Consider the following 19,082-nt stretch of genomic DNA (forward strand, 5'->3'; position numbering starts at 1 on the left):
CGAGCAGCTGCGACTCGGCGTTGCGCTGCGGACATGCGCGACGGACTGGCGACGGACTGTGGGACGCCAAAGCGCGCGGGCGACCGCGCCGGAGCCGGACAGTACCGGACACCGCAAGCACTCGTCGGCCGCGGCACGTTGCACGGCACGAGAGCGGGCGTGCGTATGAGCGGGGCTGCGCCGGAATCGCACGGCCGGGGATGACTCCGCGACGGGTCGTCAGGAAACCTTCGGGCCAACGTCGGCGCCGCATCCTGGCCAGGTCCGCGCGTGCTCGTTCGGCACGGCCGTGCGCGGTTTCCTTCCGTGCCGGCTTCTCCGCGTACGCGGGCATGGCGGCCCGTGGGCTGCACCATCGAGGTCATCGTCGCGCGCCGGCCTGGCGGTCCGCAGGGTCCGGGTGCCGGGCGGTCACGGTCGGCTGCGCGCCTCGGTGACGTCCCTGCTCGATCCGCCGCCGTTCCGAGGCGCAGCCGGGCTGCCCGCGCACGCGGCGCGGTCGGCAACGCCGTCGGCGCTGGTCTGCCGGAAGCAGGTGCACCAGTCCGGCTCGCGGAAAAGTGCACCTCGTCAGTGGGCGTGTGCGGATTGGCTCCCGGCGTCCTGATCGTCGGTCAAGCCCGTGCGCAGGACCTGGAAGCTGTGGGTGAGCAGCCGGGAGACGTGCATCTGTGAGATCCCGAGGCGCCGCCCGATCTCGGCCTGGGTGAGGTCCTGGGTGAATCGCAGAGCCAGTATCGTGCGCTCGCGCTCGGGCAGTTCGGCTATCAGGGGTTTGAGGGACTGTACGTCCTCCACCACGGCGAGCGCCTGGTCGCAGCAGCCCAAGCGACACTCCCGGGCGCTGTCCGCGTCGCCGTCGTCCATCGGGGCGTCCAATGAGCTCGCGGTTCGCGCGGTGGCGACTCCGAGCGCCTCGACCACCTCGTCCTGTGGCAGCGAGACGTGTACGGCGAGTTCCTCAGTGCTGGGCGCCCGACCGAGGTCCTGCTCCAGCTCGTCCGATCCCCTGACGACAGCTAGCCGGGCCTCCTGGAGGCGCCTGGGGACGTGCACCGCCCAGGTGGAGTCGCGGAAGAACCGGCGGATCTCGCCGATGATCGTCGGGAGGGCGAACGTGGTGAACTCCACTCCACGGTCCGGGTCGAAGCGGTCGATGGCCTTGATCAGGCCCACGGTGCCGGTCTGGATGATGTCGTCCATCGGTTGGTGGCTGCTGCGAAAGCGCCTGGCCGCGAACTTCACGAGGGAGACGTTCAGTTCGATCAGCATGCCGCGCACATAGGAGTGCAACTCGGTGCCCTGCTCCGTCTGCCGCAGGCGGAGCAGGAGGACGCGCGACAGCTCCCTGGCCTCCGTCGTGCTGACGGCAAGTGGATCGGCGATCTCCGGCAACCCGTGAAGGCGAGGGAAGAAACCCGGATCGGTGACAGTACGCGCCTCGATCTCCGGCGTCACCGTTGTCGGCATAGCCATTGAGCGTTCCTTTCCGTACCCCATCCGCCTTTTCCGTGCTGGTCGCGCCTGGTCTGCGCTCGAAAAGCAGCACTGCCTGTGCGCTCCGCGACCAGCCTGCCGCAGCTGGAAGCTGCCATCCCGGTCAGTCCCTCCGGACCCAATGCGAAGGCCAGTCCGGCTCCACAACGGCACCTACGCGGGCTGGTCTTGGACAACTCCCGCCGCTCCGCGGGACTCCTCACACTCCCGACCGTCCACTACCTGCGGAGGTCCCTCGCACGGCCGTCCGTAACAGGCCTGACATGCCCGGCGGGGAGGCGGCAGGCTCGTGCTGCGGGGCAACGTGCCGGCCGATAGCTCATATTGACCGGCCGCGCCAGTGAGGGGAGGCGAGCGCTTCTCGGGTCCCTGTGAGGTCGACGAGCCGCGATACCCGGGGGCTCATAGAGCCCACCCGTACGGCGCGTCCGGTGGCTGCGGCACGGTTGCGTGCCCACAGCAGGACGTTCAGACCGGCGCAGTCGCAGAACGACAGGCCTGCGAGATCCAGTTCGAGCCCGACGGTGCACTCGTTCAAGGCGGTCGCCAACGCTCGCCTGAACGTGTCAGCCCCGTCGTGGTCGACCTCGCCGACCACTGATACCAGAGCCGAGCCGTCGGCCTTTCCGACGACTTCAACAGTGAACCGGACAGCTGCCGACCGTGGCCCCAACGTCGGCGCGGCCGTGCCAGTTGGCGAAACCGACGGAACCGACTGCGGGCACAGCTGGTGACGATACATGGCCGTGCTCCTCCCGCAAGAGGAAGGGTCTCCTAGACCGATCGTCTGCCTGCAATCGAAGCATGTCAAGGAATGCACGAACATTTGTGCACATATTGAAGGACGTGAAACGTCGATCGTACGATGGGCATATGGACGCGAATGCCACCGGCCGTCGGAGCTGGACGTTTCTGACCAGCCACGCCCGGGTGCTCTCTTTGATCGCCAAGGATCCCGGGATCCGCTTGCGTGACGTGGCCGCGACCTGCCAGCTGACCGAGCGCGCCGTGCAGACCATCGTCGCCGACCTGGAAGCGGGCGGTTACCTCACGCACTCGCGAGAAGGGCGGCGCAATCGCTATCACGTCACACCTCACACCCAGTTGCGACACCCCGCCGAAGCCGGCCACACCGTAGCCGCCCTGCTCCAGCTGCTCGACGAGGAACCCGCCACTACCGACGGTGAGCCGGACCATCCCTCTCAACGCCCGGCCGAGCGGGATTCGTGACCGCCATGGCTCCCCGCTCCCGCACGGGGCCATCCCTTGGCGCTGCTCCCCGTATCGGGCCGGAGCCCCTCAATCCGAGGAGGCCGTTGCATGAACACCGAACAGCGCCACACAGGGACTTCACCGCGCAGCTCACAGGGCGGCGGCCCCGGTCGTGAGGAGACGGCCGAGGAGCGGGCGGACCGGCTGTGGAGCGAGATGCTGCAAGAGGTCCGCGTCTGCCAGACCGGTGCCCAGATCCTCTTCGGCTTTCTGCTGAGCGTCGCGTTCACTCCCCGCTTCGCGTCGCTGGGAGGATTCGACAAGAGCCTGTACGTCGTCACGGTCATCCTCGGCGCCTGCGCCACCGCAGCGCTCATCGCCCCCGTCTCCTTTCACCACTTCTTCGCCGGGCACGACCTCAAGACGGAGCTGGTTCACGTGGCCGGCAAGCTCATCGGATGCGGCATGATCCTGCTCGGCCTCACCATCGGAGCCGCGCTCCTCCTGCTGCTGCGGACGGCCACCGGTCACGCGCTGCTGGCCGCGGTTCTCACCAGCTGCGTTCTGCTCTGGTTCGCCGTCTCGTGGCTCATCCTGCCTCTGATGACCCTGCGCCGAACCGAGCGACGCGCCTCCCGGCAGCAGCACACATCCTGACCCGTCGACCTGCCGTTCCCGCGAGCGGTGCGAGACCTCGGATCGAGATTCAGGTGTGTACTCGCCCGTCGTGGGCACGCGCGAATCGGAGCAGCCTCGCCGCGCAAGGCCAGAACCACCAGACCAGGCGGAGGTGACGGGGTGAACAACATCGCGAGCACCGGAACCGGCGGCGCCTGCCGCGGGGCGGGCGATGCACGCCGTCTCGACCTTTCCGCAGCGCAGCACGCGGTCACCGCCGCTCGCGACTTCACCAGAGACGTTCTCGCCGACTGGAAGCTCGGCGAGCCCGCCGGAAGTGACGCTGTTCTCGTGGTCTGCGAGCTGGTCGCGAACGCCGCGCAACACACCGCGGGCCCCCGGGCTCTACGCCTCCACCACTCCAGCACAGCGCTGCGCATCGAGGTCAGTGATACGGATCCCGTCGCACCCACCCGCCGGCTCCCCCGTGTCGGGCGACCCGGCGGGTACGGGCTGATCGTGCTCGAGCAGCTGTGTCACCGCTGGGGCAGCGACCTGCGTCCTGCCGGGAAGACGGTCTGGGCGGAGATCCTCCTGACACCACCGGGACTCGGCGGCTGTCCCGCCCTGGTGCCGACGCACCGACCTCGGCCACCTCAGCGCCCGAAGGCCGGTTCGTGAGGCACTGGAGCGCCCCAGGGTCGGCCGGTGCCAGTGGAGGCCGCCGGCTCCGGCAGGGGAAACCCGGCGCCCGGTAGCGCCGGGCTCTGCATGAACACCCCCATTCGGGGAACGCGCACCGCACGCTCACCCGCCCGGAGCGGACCGCCCCGGGCGTCGGACGTCATCCAGCATCACAAGGAGATAAAAGACATGAGCGGCGAGGACAAGGCCAAGAACGTCGCCGAGAAGGCGAAGGGCAAGGCGAAGGAGGCGGCGGGCAAGGCGGTCGGCAACGAGCGCCTGACCGCAGAGGGGAAGGCCGACCAGGTCAGTGGCGACGCCAAGCAGGCAGGAGAAAAGATCAAGGACGTTTTCAAGCACTGAACCATCCCGGAGAGGGTGCCTGCCGTAGGCGCCGGCGGGCACCCTCCGCAGCGGGAGCGCGATGCGAATCCGACTTCCCCGACCGAATGCCAGTTGCCGGGGCGCGACGACCCCCGACGTACCCGAACCGGCGCAGTATCGGCCGACGCGACCCTGTTCGCCCTGGTGCCTCTGATCTCGTCGATCTTCGTTCTCGAGAACGGCAACTCCGTGGACGCGGCGCCCATGGGAGCGTCCCGCTCGTGGGCGCGCTGCTGCTGGCCCCGATCCTCGGCATCCTCCTGATCGCCATCCCCGGCACCGGCCGGATCCTGCGGCTGTGCCGCAGGCTACGCGACCAAGAGTCCCGCTGGCGCCTGCCACCCGCCTGGCGCCCCGACCTCACCGATCGCTCCACCTCCGAGAGGGAACCCACGGCCGGCCCGAGCCCCCGATCGCGTCGCAACCAGTAGTTCTGGTGGGCCCAGCCGGCGTCTGAACCGCCGTCCCAGGCCACACTGGCGATGTCGGCGCGCTGGCCTATGCCTTGTGTTTGACGAGTTCGGTGCGATTGTGTCGACCGCGGTGGCGAAGATACGGAGATCCGAGGCGAACTTCCGAACCCGGTCGGCATCGCGCATGTAGCTGCTGCTCATGCCGGTATCGCCGACATCGATCCAGACGCATGGGCCGCCGTCCTCGGGGGCGGCGAGGATACCGGCCTTGAGAGCTGCGTGCTCGATGTCACCGCCCGGGACAGTCGCCCTCCGGCAGAAAGACGGTGGGTTCCTCCGTCTTGGCGCGCGCGGTCCCAGATGTGGCGGCGGTCGGCGTCATGCTGTCTCCAGTGCTAGAGGGCGGCTTGGAAGGACGAGGCAGGCCGCCACCAGCTGATACCCGCTGCCTGTGGGCGGAATTGATGGCGGCCGAGGCTGGGATCGCCTACGCGGCGAACCGCAGTGCGCGGGTGGGGCCGTCAACGACGTGGTGGGCGTCGGCTCGGTCGAGTGCGGTGGAGAGTGCCTTGACGGCTTCGTCTGCGGAGTCTTTGAGGAGGTGGCCGTAGAGGTTGATGGTGATGGCGAGGGTGGAGTGGCGCATCGTCTTGGAGACGACGGCGACGGGGATGTCTTCGGCGATCATGATGCTGGCGGCGGTGTGCCTGAGGTCGTGCAGGCCGATCTTGGGGAGGCCGGCTTCGGTGGTGCGCCTGCGGAGCTGGTCGAGGACCCACTGCGGGCGCAAGGGCAGGCCATCCGGCTTGGCGAAGACCAGGCCTTCGAGCAGGTTGTCGGGGTGGGTGGCCATCTGGAGGTCGGCCTGGCGGTGGAGGGCGGTCATGACTCGGGGGGAGAGGCTGATCCAGGCGCGGCTGGCCTCGGTCTTGGGCTCGCGGAAGAGGATGTCGTTGTTGTTGACGGCGGCGAGGGTCCAGCGGACGTAGAGCTGGCGGTCCATGAGGTGGACGTCGGACCAGTGCAGGGCGAGGACTTCGCCGCGGCGCATGCCAGTGCCGAGCATGACCTCGAACAGGTCGGTGAGCCGGTCGGCGTAGTGCGCGGCGTTGTGGCGCAGGAACGCGGCCGCCTCGTCGGGGGTCCAGCAGGTGCGCTCGGCGGCCCGGGGCTTGGGCGGGACGGAGTGCTTGGCCGGGTTGTAGCGCAGCCGCCACGAGCGCACCGCGTGGTTCAGTGCATTGCGCAGAGTGGCCACGACCCGGTAGATCGTGACCCGGCCGCGGCCGGCCTTCTGCTGGGCGCCCACCCAGGCGTCGATCTGCTTCGGCCGCAGGTCGGGCAGCCGATAGTGGCCGAAGGCAGGGATCAGGTCGCGTTCGACGCAGTCCGCGTAGCCGGCGTAGGTGTTCGGCGCGAGCACCTCCTTCTTCGCCGCCAGCCACCCCCGCAGGAAGCTCGCCACCGTGACGCGCCGGTCCTCGTAGACGCCACGCAGCTCACCGTTCAGCACCGCCCTCATCTCCCGGGCTGCCTCCGCGCGGGTGGCGAACCCACCGCGCCGGCGGGTCTTCCGCTTCCCGCCCTCGGGGGCCAGGTCGACGCAGTACGTCCACGACCCGTGACCCGCCTCCTCCAACAATCGCACGCACCACGGACCCAACTGCTTCCCGTGCCCGTCCGAACAACCACACCGCCGGTAGACCCGGCCCCGCCGCGCACGCTGTCCCATGAGCTTCCCCTTCTCTCGGACTGGGTGGTGCTTCTGGGGTAAGAGTGGCCGCCGTGTCGGGTGTGGCGGCAGAGCGTGCGGGGCGGTGCGCGAAGCACGTCAGAACCACACGGCGACGACACGCTCAAGACGACACACCGCCCGGAAGATCACTATGCGCAACCGGTGGGTAAGCGACCGTGATCCGCCCGCAGGCGCCGGCTCCGTGGGCCGACTGGCGGCATCGACGCAGGGGCGGTCGGGCAGGCGCGACGCCGTTTACTGAAGGGCCGACAGGTCTCGATCACGGGCAGTAGCTGTGGCGGGGCGCTCGGCCTGGGGACCACTTTGGGACCACACCTGATGAGCGCCTATGGGCGCCGATGGTCCGAAACGGACACTTCTGCACGAAGTAAACACTGAGCCACTGTCAGCTCTCCGTGCCATCGCTTCCGTCGGGAAGTCCCAACTCACTTGTACCCCAGGGTAGTTCAGCAAGAGAAAAGCCGAGGCCTTGAGGCCTCGGCTGCCGACAATAGTTGAACCCCTTGACTGGGGGTCAAGGGGTCGCAGGTTCAAATCCTGTCGTCCCGACAGTATGTCGGAAGGCCGTTGGCCGGGAGAAATCCCAGGTCAGCGGCCTTTTTGTTGATGGCCTAACAGGTGATGAGCGGCTGCGGCACCGCCGCTTTGTGATCTTGCTGGGGACCAGCCGGGGACCGCAGCCGTCGGCCGAGGGCCCGTCGTAGACCGGTGCGGCGGTCGCGCGTTCGCGCCTACACCAGGTCGCCGGCCTGTCAGCCCGGGGGGACCTTGGGCAGTCCGATCAGGGCGTCGATGTTCAGGTGCTCGGCGAGCAAGGCCTTGAGGTCGCGGTCGTCGATAGACATGCGACAAGCGCAGCGCCCTGCTGCAGGGATGGAGCACCGCCTCAGTGCCGTCAGTGCCCATGAGGGAGACCGACTTGCATCGCTCCGTGATGCCGGTGGTAGGGCTCGAAGCGCTGCTGGACAGGGTGACTGCTCCTGCAACGGACCCACAGATCGGGACCGTCACGAGGGCAGCCAACGCTGACCCCTCCTATGGCATAAAGCCGTGACGGCCCGCTCAGTCTGACCATGGAGACCTCGCGATAGTCAGTTGTCCGTTCACCAGGGAGAGATTTAGCGACAGCCCGCTGTCGAGTACGGCGAGAACGTCGACCTGGTGCTGGACCTGGATGTATCCCGCGTAGATCGGTCCGACGAAGATGCTGAGCGTCGGCGAATCGGGGGTCGGCCGCTCCATAGTGGCTTCGCCTGAGGCCGGTTCCCTCCATGGGTCAAGGACTACCTCGACGCTGACAGTTCTGCCGTCTATGAGTTCGCCAATCAGATCCCGTGGCTGACGCACGTATTCCAGAAGTTCGTCGATCTCCCGCGGTGTGGGTTGGAACAGGGAGAGCCAGCCGTCAATCTGCCAGTCGGACACCCATTCCTTCATGTCCGCGGTCGGGATCTGCTGATTGGCTGCGACGGACCCCATGGCGTGGGCGAGACGGCGCGAGGTTATTCCAGAGGTGAGCAGCTTCAGAGCCTGGACTGTGTCGACGCCGTGCCGCAGGTACCAGCCGGTCTCAAGGTGGAGACGGGTGAGGGAACCGAAGTCGGCGAGTTGAGTGTTGACCAGGTGGATCAGCGCACCAAGGGTCCACGACAAGGCGTGCTCGAAGGTGCGACTGATGTTGTCGACCGTCTGTTCCAGTGCCCATACCCGCTCCACGTTTGGCAGCCAACGCTGTGCGAGGCGAGGGATTGGCAGGCCGGAGATCCAATCGGTAATGGCTTGGCCTACTGGCACTTCCACGGGGTTACCCCGGTGCTCCCGGTCGGTGAACTGCCAGCTTCCCGTGACCTCGGGCAGACCGAGCAGCGTGTCGAGTACGCGGTGCTCGGCGAGGAAGTCGAGCGTGCGGCGAAGCGGCCACTCGTCCGGGGCCAGCGACCACCCTTCGAAGTCGCCTTCCCACTGTGTCTCGTCACGGTGCGCTGTCAGGGTGCGGACCTCAGCGGTGAGCCATTGGGCAAGCTCGTCGAGGTTGCGAGCGGTGAATAGGCTGGTTCCGGTGGTGGCCCAGCGCCTGCGGGCCGCGGGGCTGGTTGCGGCGTGAACTTCGGCGACCTTCTCGGCTAGCGATAGCCACCTTGAGCGCGCCCGGGGGTCCTCCACGAGCTGGAGTGCGGGGAGGTTCTCGACGGCCTTGAGGGGGGTACGGTCCAAGGCCGGCATCGAGCCGAGGGCATCCACCGTGAACCACACGTAGGCGGCGAAGTCTGCAATCAGTGTGCCTGCGAGCTTGAGTACCTCGTCAGCGTCGTCTCGGACCCTGTTCTCGGCCTCAGCGAGCTGTTCCAGGACCTGGGAGTCCAATAGGGCTGAGGTGACGTGTAGCTGGTCGTCGCTCGGGGTGAGTCGGTCGAAGTCGGCTGTGGTTGGTGTGACCTGTCGAGTGAGAAGTATCCACCCCTCGCTCTCGCGGCCTGCACGCCCGGCCCGGCCGACCGCGTTCAGCAGCTCCGCGTCCGTCATCTGCCGTTGCCGTTCGTAGGTCCGGAAGTCCCCGTCGATCGGATGATGGACGATGACAGTGCGTACGGGCAGGTTGACGCCATCGGTCAAGGTACTGGTGCTGGCGATCGCTAGGAGCTGCCCGGTGCGCACCGCGTCCTCGATCGCCTCTAGGACATCGTCGGGCAGCGCGCCGTGATGGTAGGCGACACCCTTGCGTGCGCACGACACCAGGGGGTGCTCCTCCCCTAGGGTTTCGGATAGGTAGACGGCCAAGGGCTCGGCCGCAGCCCGTGCTTCTAGGTGATCGGCTATCGCGCGCGCGGTGTCGCGGGCGGTCTTCTTTGTCGGGACGACCATCAGCACGCTGCCTTTGGTCGCTAGGTAGGCGGCGCCTGCCGCGAACAGTTGGTAGTTCGCAGTGCCGCCTGCGAGCAACGTACCCTTGTTCCAGTCTCCTTCGTACGTCTCGGCGAATGATCGCCGCCCGAGCTCCCGGGTGAGCAGCACTGTCGGTTTGGACGCTGTGGTGGGTGGGGCGCAGGGCCATCCGCAGGGCCACCGGCACCACCGCCTTAATGCGTCCGCGCGCTCTTTTGGTGGGCGTGCGCTCAGTCCGCTCCACGCGATCTCGCATGTAGTACGGAGATAGCAACCCGTGCAGGCGCCGCGGCCCGCGCCAGGTGTCGCTGAAGAACACCTCTTCTGGCGGGTGGGCCGGGTCCAACCAAGACGCCAGCGCTGCCCGGTTCCCGACGGCTGCGGACAGCAGCACCAGTCGCGGTGCTTCCGGGTGAATCTGGCAGAACGCCAGCAGCCCCTCCAGTACGAAGCCTCGTTGGGCTTGCGCCATGTGATGGGCCTCGTCCACCACGATTAGCCCGACGCCGTCAAGAGCTTCCACGGGATCGTGGCGCAGCATGTGCATCAGCCGTTCGGGGGTGAGGATCTCCACGTCGTCGTTGAGATTCCCCAGTATCCTGTCGCCGATGGGGAAGTCCGGCAGATCGGCGGCCAGCCGCCGTCCCAGCAGCCGTAGCCGTCCACGCAGGGCTTGCCGCATTTCGCGGCCGAGGCTGCGCATCGGCGAAACGTACAGCACCCGGCCGTTGGCCTGTGCCAGGTGCGCGCAGATCACCAGTTGTGCCATGAGCGTCTTGCCTGCGCTTGTGGGTACGCTAATGAGGCTGCGCGTCGTCGCGGGGTCGACTGGGTTTCCCCGCTCGAGTTCGAGCAATCTGCGCTGCGGCGGCCACAGCGTGAGCACCGGTGGGTTGGAGAGTGCGAAGGTCCGGGCGACGGCCGGCGGCGTGCCTGGTGGCAGTAGCTGGTAGAGGCTGCTGCCAGAAAGGTCTTCACTGAGCTCGAGTAGGTGCGAGGCCACCCAGCGCGCCAGCAAGTCGCCGGTACCAGTCTGCTGTGCCACGACATCCCCGAGTAGCTGCACCGCGGTGTCGAGGTCGTTCTGCTCGCCGAATGCGAGGTGTTGGTGGAGGTGGTGAACTGCGTCGACGACAGCCTCGGCTGGACCGTACATGGTGCCGGCTAGAGTGTCCGGCCGATCGAAGCGGCGGCCGAGAAGCGCGCGGAGTTGGGCGAGCTGGCGGCGCCAAGCCCGAAGCACCGTGGTGAGTTTGGGGCGGTCCATGCCGAGGAAGGCCACGCCCGCCTCAAGGGCGAGGGTTTCGATGTGATCGGGGAGCTCTGCGTCGGTTCTTACGAGCTGTTCGACTGCGCGGTAGACCGCAGTGGCGTTGGGGTCCTGCTCACACCGCCGGTAGCCAGCCTGCGCAGCGAATGCGATCTTCAGACGCTCGGTGTCGTCGCGCTCACCTGCGAGGGCAAGGTCGAGGACGTGAGCACTGACGGCGAACGCATGACGTACCTGGGCGGGGTCATAGTCCGCGGCGCCAGGGCTGACTGCGGCCAGGCCGTGGAGGAGCCACGCAGTGTTCAGGACGTCCTCCGGAACACCTGCGTCGGCCCGCACGGCATTGATCTCCAGCTCCGTCAGTAGGGCAAGAAGCTCTGCAGAGGTGGGAAGGATCGCTCCGCTGTGATTGCCAAGGGCAAGAGTCAGGACCTGAAGGTCTAGAGTGCGTTCCACACATAGCTCCTTACGTCCTTGGCGAACTCACCGAGTTCATCGATGCCGATGATCAGTCCTGCCATCGCGCCGTCATGCCTGTGTGATGTGAAGTGTGTGTGAGACAAGTGGAATGCCTGCTGCGGGACTGCGGTCTCGTCGAGTGCCACGCTCACCCCCGCGTTGCTGGAAGGGGCTGCCTGCACCCACTGCCGCACGAGGGTGCTGACAAACGCGTGCGAGTCCTTGGAAAGGTGCTGGTCGGCGAACGACATCATCGCCAGGTATTCGGCCCCGCTCGTGCCGAGCTGGCGCCACGCGTTCCGGATCGTCGTTCCCACATCGCTCGACTTCGTAGGGTCGGCCGTGAACTTCTTCATCTCCCACAATCTGAAGGAGAATCCGCCCTCTGCACCTGTCAGACGGTGAACGACGATCCCGTCACCACCACTGTCCGTCACCGTGCCGCTGGGGGAGTTGATGATCTCGATTGTCCGGTCGACCTCGGGCGGAAGCTCGCGAGTTATCAGGTACCACAGCCACTCGCCGACGTATCCGATTAGAGCGTTGGTCGCTTCCTCTCCCGCTGCCTTGAACACCGGTATGGCGAAGGCCAGCACCTCCGCGCGATCGTCGCCGGCCAGCTTCGTTCCCGAGAGCACGGCATGCCGCCACAGGCTGTAGGCCGCCGGCTGATTGCCGGTGCGATCCTGCATGACCGAATCGGCCACGATCCAGGCCGCCGCCGCCCGTGCCTCTGCGCTCAGGTCGTCGAAGACGACCAGCTCCCACGGACACACCTGCCCGGTTCCCTTACTCGAGCGGTCGAACAACGCAGTCAGCCGCCCACTTACAGCATCAGCCCGCCGCTGCGCGGCGTAGGCCGGTATGGAGGCCACTCCAAACTCCTCATGCCCCTGGTGAGTACATCTTAGGAGAACATCTGTTCCAGAGCGGTCAGGCATCGGTGACGGCCTGCTCAGGGAGCCGGCGGCCCATGTATCGACGGCGCGAGGCTTAACAGCCCGTTGACCAGACATCTCTCCGGAGACTTCCGGTGCAGAGAGTAGTGGCGTCGAGGTCCCACACGTGGGAGGGCGGAAGAAGTCTCGGCAGCGGTGGAGCCGTTGGTGGGACTCTCTCGCGGGAGAGCAGTCGAGTTCAGCACGGCTGTTTCTGCTTCAGTTGCAGAGCCAGCGGGACTGTCGGGGCGGTGACGGCCTTGCCAAGGGTCTCGCGGATCTTGCCGCAGGTGGAAGTCCCCTGTCCAACCTCAACCTCACTTGCGCCAAGTGATCTGCGGGAAAGGAAGGTTGTCACAGGACCAAATCCTGTCGCCCCGGCATTGTGTCGGAAGACCGTTGGCCGGGAATAATCCTAGGTCAGCGGCCGTTGGTCGATCGTCCGACACGTGTCGGGCGACTCTGACGCCCCCGTTTTGTGATCTGGTCGGCGACCAGCTGGGGACCGCAGCCGTCGGCCTAGGGGTCGAGGCAGTCCGGTGTGGAGGCCGCGCTTTCGTGCCTACATGAGGTCGTCGGCCTGCCAGCCCGGGGGGACCTTGGGCAGGCCGATCAGGGCGTCGATGTTCAGGTGCTCGGCGAGCAGGGCCTTGAGGTTGCGGCCGTCGATGAGGCGCAGGCGGCCGTTGCGGTGGGCGAAGTCGTAGCTGTCCTTGCCGAACCACGAGGTGGTGACGACGATGCCGTAGCCGGCGTCCTTGTCCTGGATGACCCCGGACATGGCGCGGACGGTGTTCACCGGGACGATGTTCTTGGAGCGTTTGGCCTGGATGGCGAAGATGGTGGATCCGGTCGGGTCGGTCAGCGTCGCGACGGCGTCCACGCCGTCGTCGCGGGAGCCCTGGGTGCGCCAGGTCTCGTAGCCCATGGCTTCGAAGAGTTCACGCACCAGGCGTTCGAAGTCGTAGGGGTTCATCTGGAGCAGGTCGGGCCGGCTGTCGAGGGTGGCGACCACGGCGGTGTCGGTGATGATGCGGTAGCGGGACAGGTCGGCCTCGACGATGGGCGTGACCGGTTCCAGGTCGTGGGGGTGCTTGGAGACGGTGGCGCCGAGCCGGTGGAGGCACTGCTGCGGGTCGAGCCTGGGCTCGTCCAGGACGAGTTCGGCGAAGTCCTTGCGCTGGGCGACGACACTGACGACGCAGGCCCGGATCGCCTGGCCGGTCGCCGTATCGGTGGCGTTGACGCGGCCGTTGAGGACGACGGTCTCCACGAACGCGGCCGGTGTGGCGGAGAACGCCTCGTCTAGCGCGCGCAGGGCCAGGCGGGCCACCAGCCTGGCGTAGGCCTCGTGGATCTCGGCTGGCTTGGCGGGTTGGGGGACGACCTGGGCGCGCTGTGCGACGTAGCGGTAGGAGGCCACCTCGGGGACGATCTCGTGGTTCGGCAGCTCGACGTCGACCAGGAGTTGCTGGGCCTCGGGGACGTAGACCGCCTGGGCCGCGGCCCGGCAGCCCGGGGGGACAGGGGAGCGCTGCAGCAGGTCCTCGATCCGCTCCGCGAGGCCCTGAGGGCCATCGTGGGCGAACGCTTCTTCGACGTGCGGGTGCCAGGCCTCCAGGCCCTCGGGGCGCAGCAGCAGGACTGATTCCAGCTCCTCGCGGCGCCGGTTGCACTCGGCGGTGCCCTCCTCGGCCTGGGCCTTGAGCCGGGTCGTCTCGGCTTGCCGGGCTTGCCGTTGGGCTTCCTTCTCGGCCAGGGCGTCCGCGCGCTTCTTCGCCTCCTCCTCCCAGCGCCGAGCCGTCAGGCGCTTGGCCAACTCGGCTTCCACCCGGGCGGCTTCCTTGGTACGGGCGGCCTCCTCGCGTTGGAGGTGCTTCTCGCCGGCGGCCAGGAGCCGGGCGTGTTCGACGGCGGGGTCCACCTTCCGCTTCCTGGGACGGGGTTGAGCCGGCGGGGCGGCAGCGCGGCCGGTCGCCTGTTGGGTCCCGCCCTGCGCTTGCGCGGCTCGCGCCTGCTGCTTCAAGCGGTACGCCTCGGCAAGGATCTCCGCCACCGTCTTTCGGCGTGCCACCCGGTCCACCCCCTGGTCCACGACAGCGCGGGCCCACGCGGGGCCGCGCTGCCTGCGCGATATGCCAGCAGCACTACCCGGCTGGGGACGCCAAGAATCCGCGGCCCCGAACCGAGTAGGGGATGAGCAACCGGTAGGGGGGCACAACGTGCCGACGCGGCTGGGGAGATGAAGTGATCACTCACGCGGTAGCGGAGAAGGGCCTGCGTCGTACATCTCGACCGGGCGGTTGCACAGGTCGCGTACGTCCTCCAGCGGCGCGGCGATTCCAGATGCTTGGAGGCTGCCGTGGATGTTGCGCGCGGTCTGCTCGCGGAGCAGCAACCGGACCCAGGGCGGCGCGTCTTCTTCATCGTCTGCCACAGGCCACTTCTACAGCACGGTGGTTGACGATGACGAGCCCGCCGTTGCGGGCAACGTGCCAGTGGGGGTCTCCGGCGGATGTCCAGTGGGGCTGCTACTGGACGAGGCGAAGATGGCGCACTGTCGCCTCGGCCGGTGCCGCCGTCGGCGACGAGGTGTGCCGGTCGGCCGACAGGTGCCTGCTGAGGGTCTGGCCGGCCTTTGCGATGGAGCTCTTGTCCGGGTGGAGGTATCGCTGGGTGGTGGTGATGTGGCCGTGTCCGGCGATCTTCTGGAGGACGTGGATGGGGACGCCGGCGTCGGCGAGCCAGGTGAGGCCGGTGTGCCGGAGGTCGTGTCGGCGTAGGTACTCGTAGCCGAGGCTGACGACGACTTCGTCCCAGTGGGTGGCGTCGCGCAGGATGGCGGTGGTGATGCGGCCGCCGCGGGGTCCGGTGAAGAGGCGGGCCATGGGGTCGTTGCCGACGACGTTCATGCGCCAGTTCACGAGGTCGCGGATCTCTTCGATGATGGGGACGGTGCGGCGCCGCTTGCCCTTGGTGCCTTTGTCGATGAGGCCGCCGGGGCCGGTGGTGGTTTGGCGGCAGAGGTCCCAGGTCCAGTCGAAGCGGTTGATGTCCTTGACGCGGACGCCGGAGACTTCGCCGATGCGGGCGGCGGTGCAGGCGGCGAAGCGGACGATGTCGCCCCAGCCGCGGTAGTGGTTGTGGGAGCGCTCGACCAGGGCGTTGGCGAGTTCGTCGAGGGCGTCCCAGTCGGCGAGGGCGAGGGAGCGGGGGTCGTCGAGTTCGTCTTCGGCTTTCTTGTAGAGGCGTTGCCAGCCGCTCATGCGGGAGGGGTTGAAGTCGATGAGGCCGTCGCGGACGGCTTGCTCCATGATGCGCACGAGCGGGGCGAGGCTGTTCTTGACGGAGGAGATGCTGAGTCCGTCGGCGATCCAGGAGTGGAGGGCCCTGTCGGTGATGCCGTTGGTGATGCTGGTGACGGGTATGTGGCCGAGGACCGGGGTGACGCGCAGCTTCCAGCCGGCGGTGTAGGGGTCGAGGGTGGTGGTCTCAAGGCCGCGCATCGCCAGGTCCCAGTTCTCGTCGCCGTACTCGGCGAGGGTCATGGTGAGGGTCTTGGGGGTGATGCCGCGTGCTGCGGCCTGCTGCATGCGGGCGATCCAGGCCTCGGCTTCGGGTTCTGTGGGGACGGAGGAGGAAGCCGACTTGCGGCCGCCGCCGTTGGGGTCGGTCCAGCGCACGCGGGCGCGGTAGCGGAAATGAGGGCGGCGGTCGGGGCGGTGCTCGATGTCGGTGGTGAGCTTGACACCCATGGGGATGAGCGGGGTGTGGTCGGGCATTCAGGCTGCCTCGGATGGGTCGGTGCGCTTCTGGGCGAGCCACAGCTGGGTGTCGGGGATGCTGTAGAGGTAGAGCCGGGGCGCGATCTGGACGAAGGGCGGGCCTTGCGGGGGAGTGGCGGAGCGCCAGCGCCGCAGGGTTGAGGGGTCGACCGTCAACAGTGAGGCGAGTTCTTCGGTCGAGTACCAGCCGCTGTGCAGGAGGTCGAATTCGGGTGCCGGATCGGCCTCGTGAGCGGAGCCGGCGGTGACGGCCGGGGTCGGAACCGAGAGGCGGCTTGCGGTGGGAACGTGGGGTCGGACGTGCATGGTCTCCCTCTGATGGGGTGGTGGAGCCGCTCGGGCTCGGCCGGGCACGCCCACAGTCACCTGTCCGCCTGGACGGGCGGAACAGGGTTTGGCGTGCTGAACGGGGCAGACCGTACGCACGGGTCGTTCTTCGAAGCGCGTCGAGCCCCGGCGGGCATGCCGGGTGGGAGGCGACCTGACGCCTGAGGCCGCTGACGAGGGCCTGCTGTCGCGGGGAGTCCGTGCAGGTCACCCCAGGGTGCGGGGGCGATCCTCGGTGCCGGCCGCGATGCACGCCGTAAATGGCGGTCTTGCCCGGTGGGTCGCGGCCGGAGTGCCGCGCGATGGCCCGGAGTACCCTGAAAGTGACGGCAGACGCGGGACGGCAGCTACGGTCTGTGACGAACGTAAGGAGTCCAGGGCTGTCGGTCCCCTACTTCGCGCCGACGCTAAACTTTTAATCCGCAGGTCTGCCGATTTCGTTCGGGGATCACCTTTCGTTCCGCCATCCCTTGTGACCTGGTCTTTCTTGCGCCCCTGAGGGCGCGGCCGGGCGACTTTCTCGTCCTCGATGGGCCGTGAGTGGGTCGTTCGTGGGGTGCCCCGGGTCTGGCGATGGACCGTCAAATTCCTACGCTGAGCTACGAATCCCTCTGTTTGGGGAGGCTCCCGGCCGGGCCTCCGTGCGCCGCTTGTGCGGCCTCGGCTGGTACCGGATGCCTCGGGAGAGCTTTCGGGCCGCATCGATGACCACTCGAGCTGTTGCCTCGGCGCTGAGATGGGCCGTCTCGGGGAGGACCGAGGTGTAGGTGTCGGCGGTGGTCATGATCGTAGAGTGCCCCAACTGGGCTTGGATGACTTTGAGATCGGATCCGCCGGTCAAGGCGAGGCTCGCCGCTCCGTGGCGCAGGTCGTGGAGCCGGACTGGCGGTAGGTCACTTCTGCGCACCATGTTCTGGAAGACGTGGCCGATGTGGTCCGGGCGCAGCGGACGTCCGTAGGCATCGGTGAAAATGTAATCGGACTCATTCCAACTAATTCCCGCGGCCAGTTTCTCCTTTCTCTGCTGGCTACGGTGTGTGTTCAGCACGTGGATGGTGTTTCCGTCGAGGGCGATCGTCCGTTCGCCGGCGCGCGTCTTCACGGGGCAGACCTCCAGCCGTCCGTTCTCCCGTTGCTGTAGTTGCCGTGCGACCGTGAGTGTGCGGCTCGAGGCGTCGAAGTCCGACCAGCGGAGGCCCGCGCCTTCCCCGCGGCGCAGACCCCTCAAGGCGTACAGGTGATAGAGGGCGTACAAGCGGTGATCGCTGGCGTACGCCAGGAACGCGGCTGTCTGGGTGGGTGTCCAGACTGCGACGGGTGGGTGCTCGCCGGTCCGTTTCCACTCCGCCACTCGGTTGTCTGTCCAGACCACCGGGTGCGGTCGCGGCGCTCGTGGGAGATCCAGGTTCCGGGCGGGGTTGGCCGTCAGGAGGCCGTTGCGCACCGCATGGTTCAAAGCGGCACGAAGTGTCGCCTGCACGCGACGCAATGTGCCTGCGCTGATCGGCCGGTTGGCGTTTTGGTGTCGGCGAACGATGGTGCTGAAGGCCTGCTGTACCGAGTCGTTGGTCAGGTCGCAAAGCAGTTCGCGGCCCAGCAGCGGCAGGAGGTACTGCTCCAGGTGCTGGCGATAGCCGCGGGCGGTCGACGGCCGGAGATGGGGCTCGACGATGTCGTACCAGCGCTGTAGCCACTGGCCGGTTGTGAGTAGTCCGCCCTGGTGCGCGAGGTTGGGGTCGCGCAGGCGCTTGAGCGCGCGCTCGGCCTCAGCCCGCGTACGGTAGCCGCCCCGGCGCAGCCGGGAGCGGTGATCGTCGACGGCCGCGTGCCGTGGCATCGCGAGATACCAGGAACCGTGGCCACGGCGGTGGAGGTGCGGGCAGAGACTTCCAAGCTGCCGGCCGGTACGGGAGTCCCGGCAGCCGCACCGCTTGTAGATCGTTCCAGTGCCACGCATGACGTCCTCCCTCTGGATTAGCAGATGAACGTATGGCCAGCATGTACCTGTGGCGCCGCGAGACCGCCCTGTTCCGGAGGCCAACCGGCGAGGCTCTTGAACGGCGCTCGGAAGCGACAAGCGCGGCGAGGCGTACGGCCAAGCCCCTGCTTTCAGCAGATCGACTCGGGACAAGATCGAACCCGCAATCGGCCGTCTGTCGGAGACCCCTCACATCAGCGTTGCCGCGGGATGGGCAGGGGCTCGTGGCGGTGCCAGATCAGTGATCGATCTTCGCGGCGAAGCTCCGCGGATCCCCATTCCAGGCGGACCACGCCCTCAGCCAACGAGCAGGCGTAGGCGACGAGCACAAGCTTGGTGTCCGGCGAGAGGCGCGCGAGATCCGCATGAGGCTCGTCCTCGTCCGGCAGTTCGATGCCGAGATCCAGCTCTCCCTGACGCGGGTCGGGGCCATGCCTGCGGATGAGGTCTGCGCGAAGCCCTGACGCGCTCCGGAGTCTGGCAGCGGTCACGGGTACGTCCTTCTTCGCGTACCGGTAGGGATAGACGACATGGCCGGCGACCACGGCGACGGTCCGTGCCTGGAGGCGCACCAGCTCAACGCCGGGAAGCTGGCAGAGGCCGGCCGACAGCTCCTCGTACTGAGCGGCGTAGAGCCCGTGTCCGTAGGCTTCGAGCGTCTGCGTGTGAACGCCTTCGTGGCCGCCCTGGGCACGTTCGTGGGCCCGGACAAGGCATGCGGGCACGATGCCCGCGACCTCGGCGGCGAGGGAGCCGAAGACCGTGCGTGCCCACGGACTGGCCGAGTGTGCGTCCGACATGCAAATCCCCCGATCGATCGTCTGATGACCACCCTCAGGGTCCGACAGTCCGCCGATCTGCACGGTGGATCAAGGGCG

Annotated in this window: 17 protein-coding genes and 1 pseudogene; 6 read left to right on the forward strand and 12 right to left on the reverse strand. The window is 67.6% G+C overall.

Annotated elements, in window-relative coordinates:
* Positions 1-570 precede the first annotated feature (570 nt).
* Entirely contained in the window at positions 571-1,476 is a 906-nt protein-coding gene (locus tag ACWGJO_RS01410; protein WP_452181597.1) for a SigB/SigF/SigG family RNA polymerase sigma factor, read from the reverse strand.
* A 340-nt stretch (positions 1,477-1,816) separates the two neighbouring features.
* On the reverse strand, positions 1,817-2,239 hold the full coding sequence (locus ACWGJO_RS01415) for an STAS domain-containing protein (protein ID WP_452181598.1): 423 nt from the start codon (positions 2,237-2,239) through the stop codon (positions 1,817-1,819).
* Positions 2,240-2,370: 131 nt separating this feature from the next.
* Between ACWGJO_RS01415 and ACWGJO_RS01420 the strand changes: the two genes are divergently transcribed.
* From ACWGJO_RS01420 to ACWGJO_RS01440, 5 genes are all read left to right on the forward strand, one after another.
* Positions 2,371-2,727: a helix-turn-helix transcriptional regulator gene (locus ACWGJO_RS01420; RefSeq protein WP_452181599.1), complete on the forward strand. Its 357-nt coding sequence runs from the start codon at positions 2,371-2,373 to the stop codon at positions 2,725-2,727.
* A 90-nt stretch (positions 2,728-2,817) separates the two neighbouring features.
* Complete coding sequence (locus ACWGJO_RS01425) at positions 2,818-3,366, forward strand: DUF6328 family protein (RefSeq protein WP_452181600.1); 549 nt, start codon at positions 2,818-2,820, stop codon at positions 3,364-3,366.
* A gap of 141 nt (positions 3,367-3,507) precedes the next feature.
* Positions 3,508-4,008: an ATP-binding protein gene (locus ACWGJO_RS01430; RefSeq protein WP_452181601.1), complete on the forward strand. Its 501-nt coding sequence runs from the start codon at positions 3,508-3,510 to the stop codon at positions 4,006-4,008.
* Positions 4,009-4,200: 192 nt separating this feature from the next.
* Entirely contained in the window at positions 4,201-4,374 is a 174-nt protein-coding gene (locus tag ACWGJO_RS01435; RefSeq protein ID WP_452181602.1) for a CsbD family protein, read from the forward strand.
* A 242-nt stretch (positions 4,375-4,616) separates the two neighbouring features.
* The gene (locus ACWGJO_RS01440; RefSeq protein WP_452181603.1) at positions 4,617-4,826 is read left to right on the forward strand and encodes a hypothetical protein; all 210 of its coding nucleotides are present in this window, start codon (positions 4,617-4,619) and stop codon (positions 4,824-4,826) included.
* Between the two features lie 469 nt (positions 4,827-5,295).
* Here ACWGJO_RS01440 and ACWGJO_RS01445 read toward each other — a convergent pair whose 3' ends face one another.
* The 3 genes and pseudogenes from ACWGJO_RS01445 to ACWGJO_RS01455 form a co-directional block, all read right to left on the reverse strand.
* Positions 5,296-6,456, reverse strand: coding sequence for a tyrosine-type recombinase/integrase (locus ACWGJO_RS01445; RefSeq protein WP_452181604.1), 1,161 nt, complete (start codon positions 6,454-6,456; stop codon positions 5,296-5,298).
* 1,170 nt (positions 6,457-7,626) lie between these two features.
* Entirely contained in the window at positions 7,627-9,576 is a 1,950-nt protein-coding gene (locus ACWGJO_RS01450; RefSeq protein ID WP_452181605.1) for a helicase-related protein, read from the reverse strand.
* 301 nt (positions 9,577-9,877) lie between these two features.
* Positions 9,878-10,714, reverse strand: a pseudogene (locus tag ACWGJO_RS01455) (DEAD/DEAH box helicase); the annotation flags it as partial.
* On the opposite strand from ACWGJO_RS01455, the gene ACWGJO_RS01460 reads away from it, so the two are divergent.
* Positions 10,658-11,083, forward strand: coding sequence for a hypothetical protein (locus ACWGJO_RS01460; protein WP_452181606.1), 426 nt, complete (start codon positions 10,658-10,660; stop codon positions 11,081-11,083). The pseudogene ACWGJO_RS01455 and the gene ACWGJO_RS01460 overlap by 57 nt on opposite strands.
* 74 nt (positions 11,084-11,157) lie before the next feature.
* Here ACWGJO_RS01460 and ACWGJO_RS01465 read toward each other — a convergent pair whose 3' ends face one another.
* The 7 genes from ACWGJO_RS01465 to ACWGJO_RS01495 form a co-directional block, all read right to left on the reverse strand.
* Positions 11,158-12,051 (reverse strand): hypothetical protein, encoded by an 894-nt coding sequence (locus tag ACWGJO_RS01465; RefSeq protein ID WP_452181607.1) that lies wholly within the window; start codon positions 12,049-12,051, stop codon positions 11,158-11,160.
* Between the two features lie 625 nt (positions 12,052-12,676).
* Positions 12,677-14,038, reverse strand: a complete 1,362-nt coding sequence (locus tag ACWGJO_RS01470; RefSeq protein WP_452181608.1) for a restriction endonuclease — start codon at positions 14,036-14,038, stop codon at positions 12,677-12,679.
* Positions 14,039-14,365: 327 nt separating this feature from the next.
* Positions 14,366-14,551, reverse strand: a complete 186-nt coding sequence (locus ACWGJO_RS01475) for a hypothetical protein (protein ID WP_452181609.1) — start codon at positions 14,549-14,551, stop codon at positions 14,366-14,368.
* Between the two features lie 94 nt (positions 14,552-14,645).
* Entirely contained in the window at positions 14,646-15,896 is a 1,251-nt protein-coding gene (locus tag ACWGJO_RS01480) for a tyrosine-type recombinase/integrase (RefSeq protein ID WP_452181610.1), read from the reverse strand.
* On the reverse strand, positions 15,897-16,205 hold the full coding sequence (locus ACWGJO_RS01485; RefSeq protein ID WP_452181611.1) for a hypothetical protein: 309 nt from the start codon (positions 16,203-16,205) through the stop codon (positions 15,897-15,899).
* Between the two features lie 610 nt (positions 16,206-16,815).
* Entirely contained in the window at positions 16,816-18,183 is a 1,368-nt protein-coding gene (locus tag ACWGJO_RS01490) for a tyrosine-type recombinase/integrase (protein WP_452181612.1), read from the reverse strand.
* A 215-nt stretch (positions 18,184-18,398) separates the two neighbouring features.
* Positions 18,399-19,004: a hypothetical protein gene (locus ACWGJO_RS01495; protein ID WP_452181613.1), complete on the reverse strand. Its 606-nt coding sequence runs from the start codon at positions 19,002-19,004 to the stop codon at positions 18,399-18,401.
* Between the last annotated feature and the right edge of the window lie 78 nt (positions 19,005-19,082).

The organism is Kitasatospora sp. NPDC054795 (assembly GCF_053611565.1).

Excerpts from the sequence above, each read along its gene's own strand:
- ACWGJO_RS01415 (WP_452181598.1), bottom strand. The coding sequence starts at position 2,239 with ATGTATCGTCACCAGCTGTGCCCGCAGTCGGTTCCGTCGGTTTCGCCA.
- ACWGJO_RS01480 (WP_452181610.1), bottom strand. The coding sequence starts at position 15,896 with ATGCCCGACCACACCCCGCTCATCCCCATGGGTGTCAAGCTCACCACC.
- ACWGJO_RS01420 (WP_452181599.1), top strand. The coding sequence starts at position 2,371 with ATGGACGCGAATGCCACCGGCCGTCGGAGCTGGACGTTTCTGACCAGC.
- ACWGJO_RS01410 (WP_452181597.1), bottom strand. The coding sequence starts at position 1,476 with ATGGCTATGCCGACAACGGTGACGCCGGAGATCGAGGCGCGTACTGTC.
- ACWGJO_RS01490 (WP_452181612.1), bottom strand. The coding sequence starts at position 18,183 with ATGCGTGGCACTGGAACGATCTACAAGCGGTGCGGCTGCCGGGACTCC.
- ACWGJO_RS01435 (WP_452181602.1), top strand. The coding sequence starts at position 4,201 with ATGAGCGGCGAGGACAAGGCCAAGAACGTCGCCGAGAAGGCGAAGGGC.
- ACWGJO_RS01485 (WP_452181611.1), bottom strand. The coding sequence starts at position 16,205 with ATGCACGTCCGACCCCACGTTCCCACCGCAAGCCGCCTCTCGGTTCCG.
- ACWGJO_RS01495 (WP_452181613.1), bottom strand. The coding sequence starts at position 19,004 with ATGTCGGACGCACACTCGGCCAGTCCGTGGGCACGCACGGTCTTCGGC.
- ACWGJO_RS01425 (WP_452181600.1), top strand. The coding sequence starts at position 2,818 with ATGAACACCGAACAGCGCCACACAGGGACTTCACCGCGCAGCTCACAG.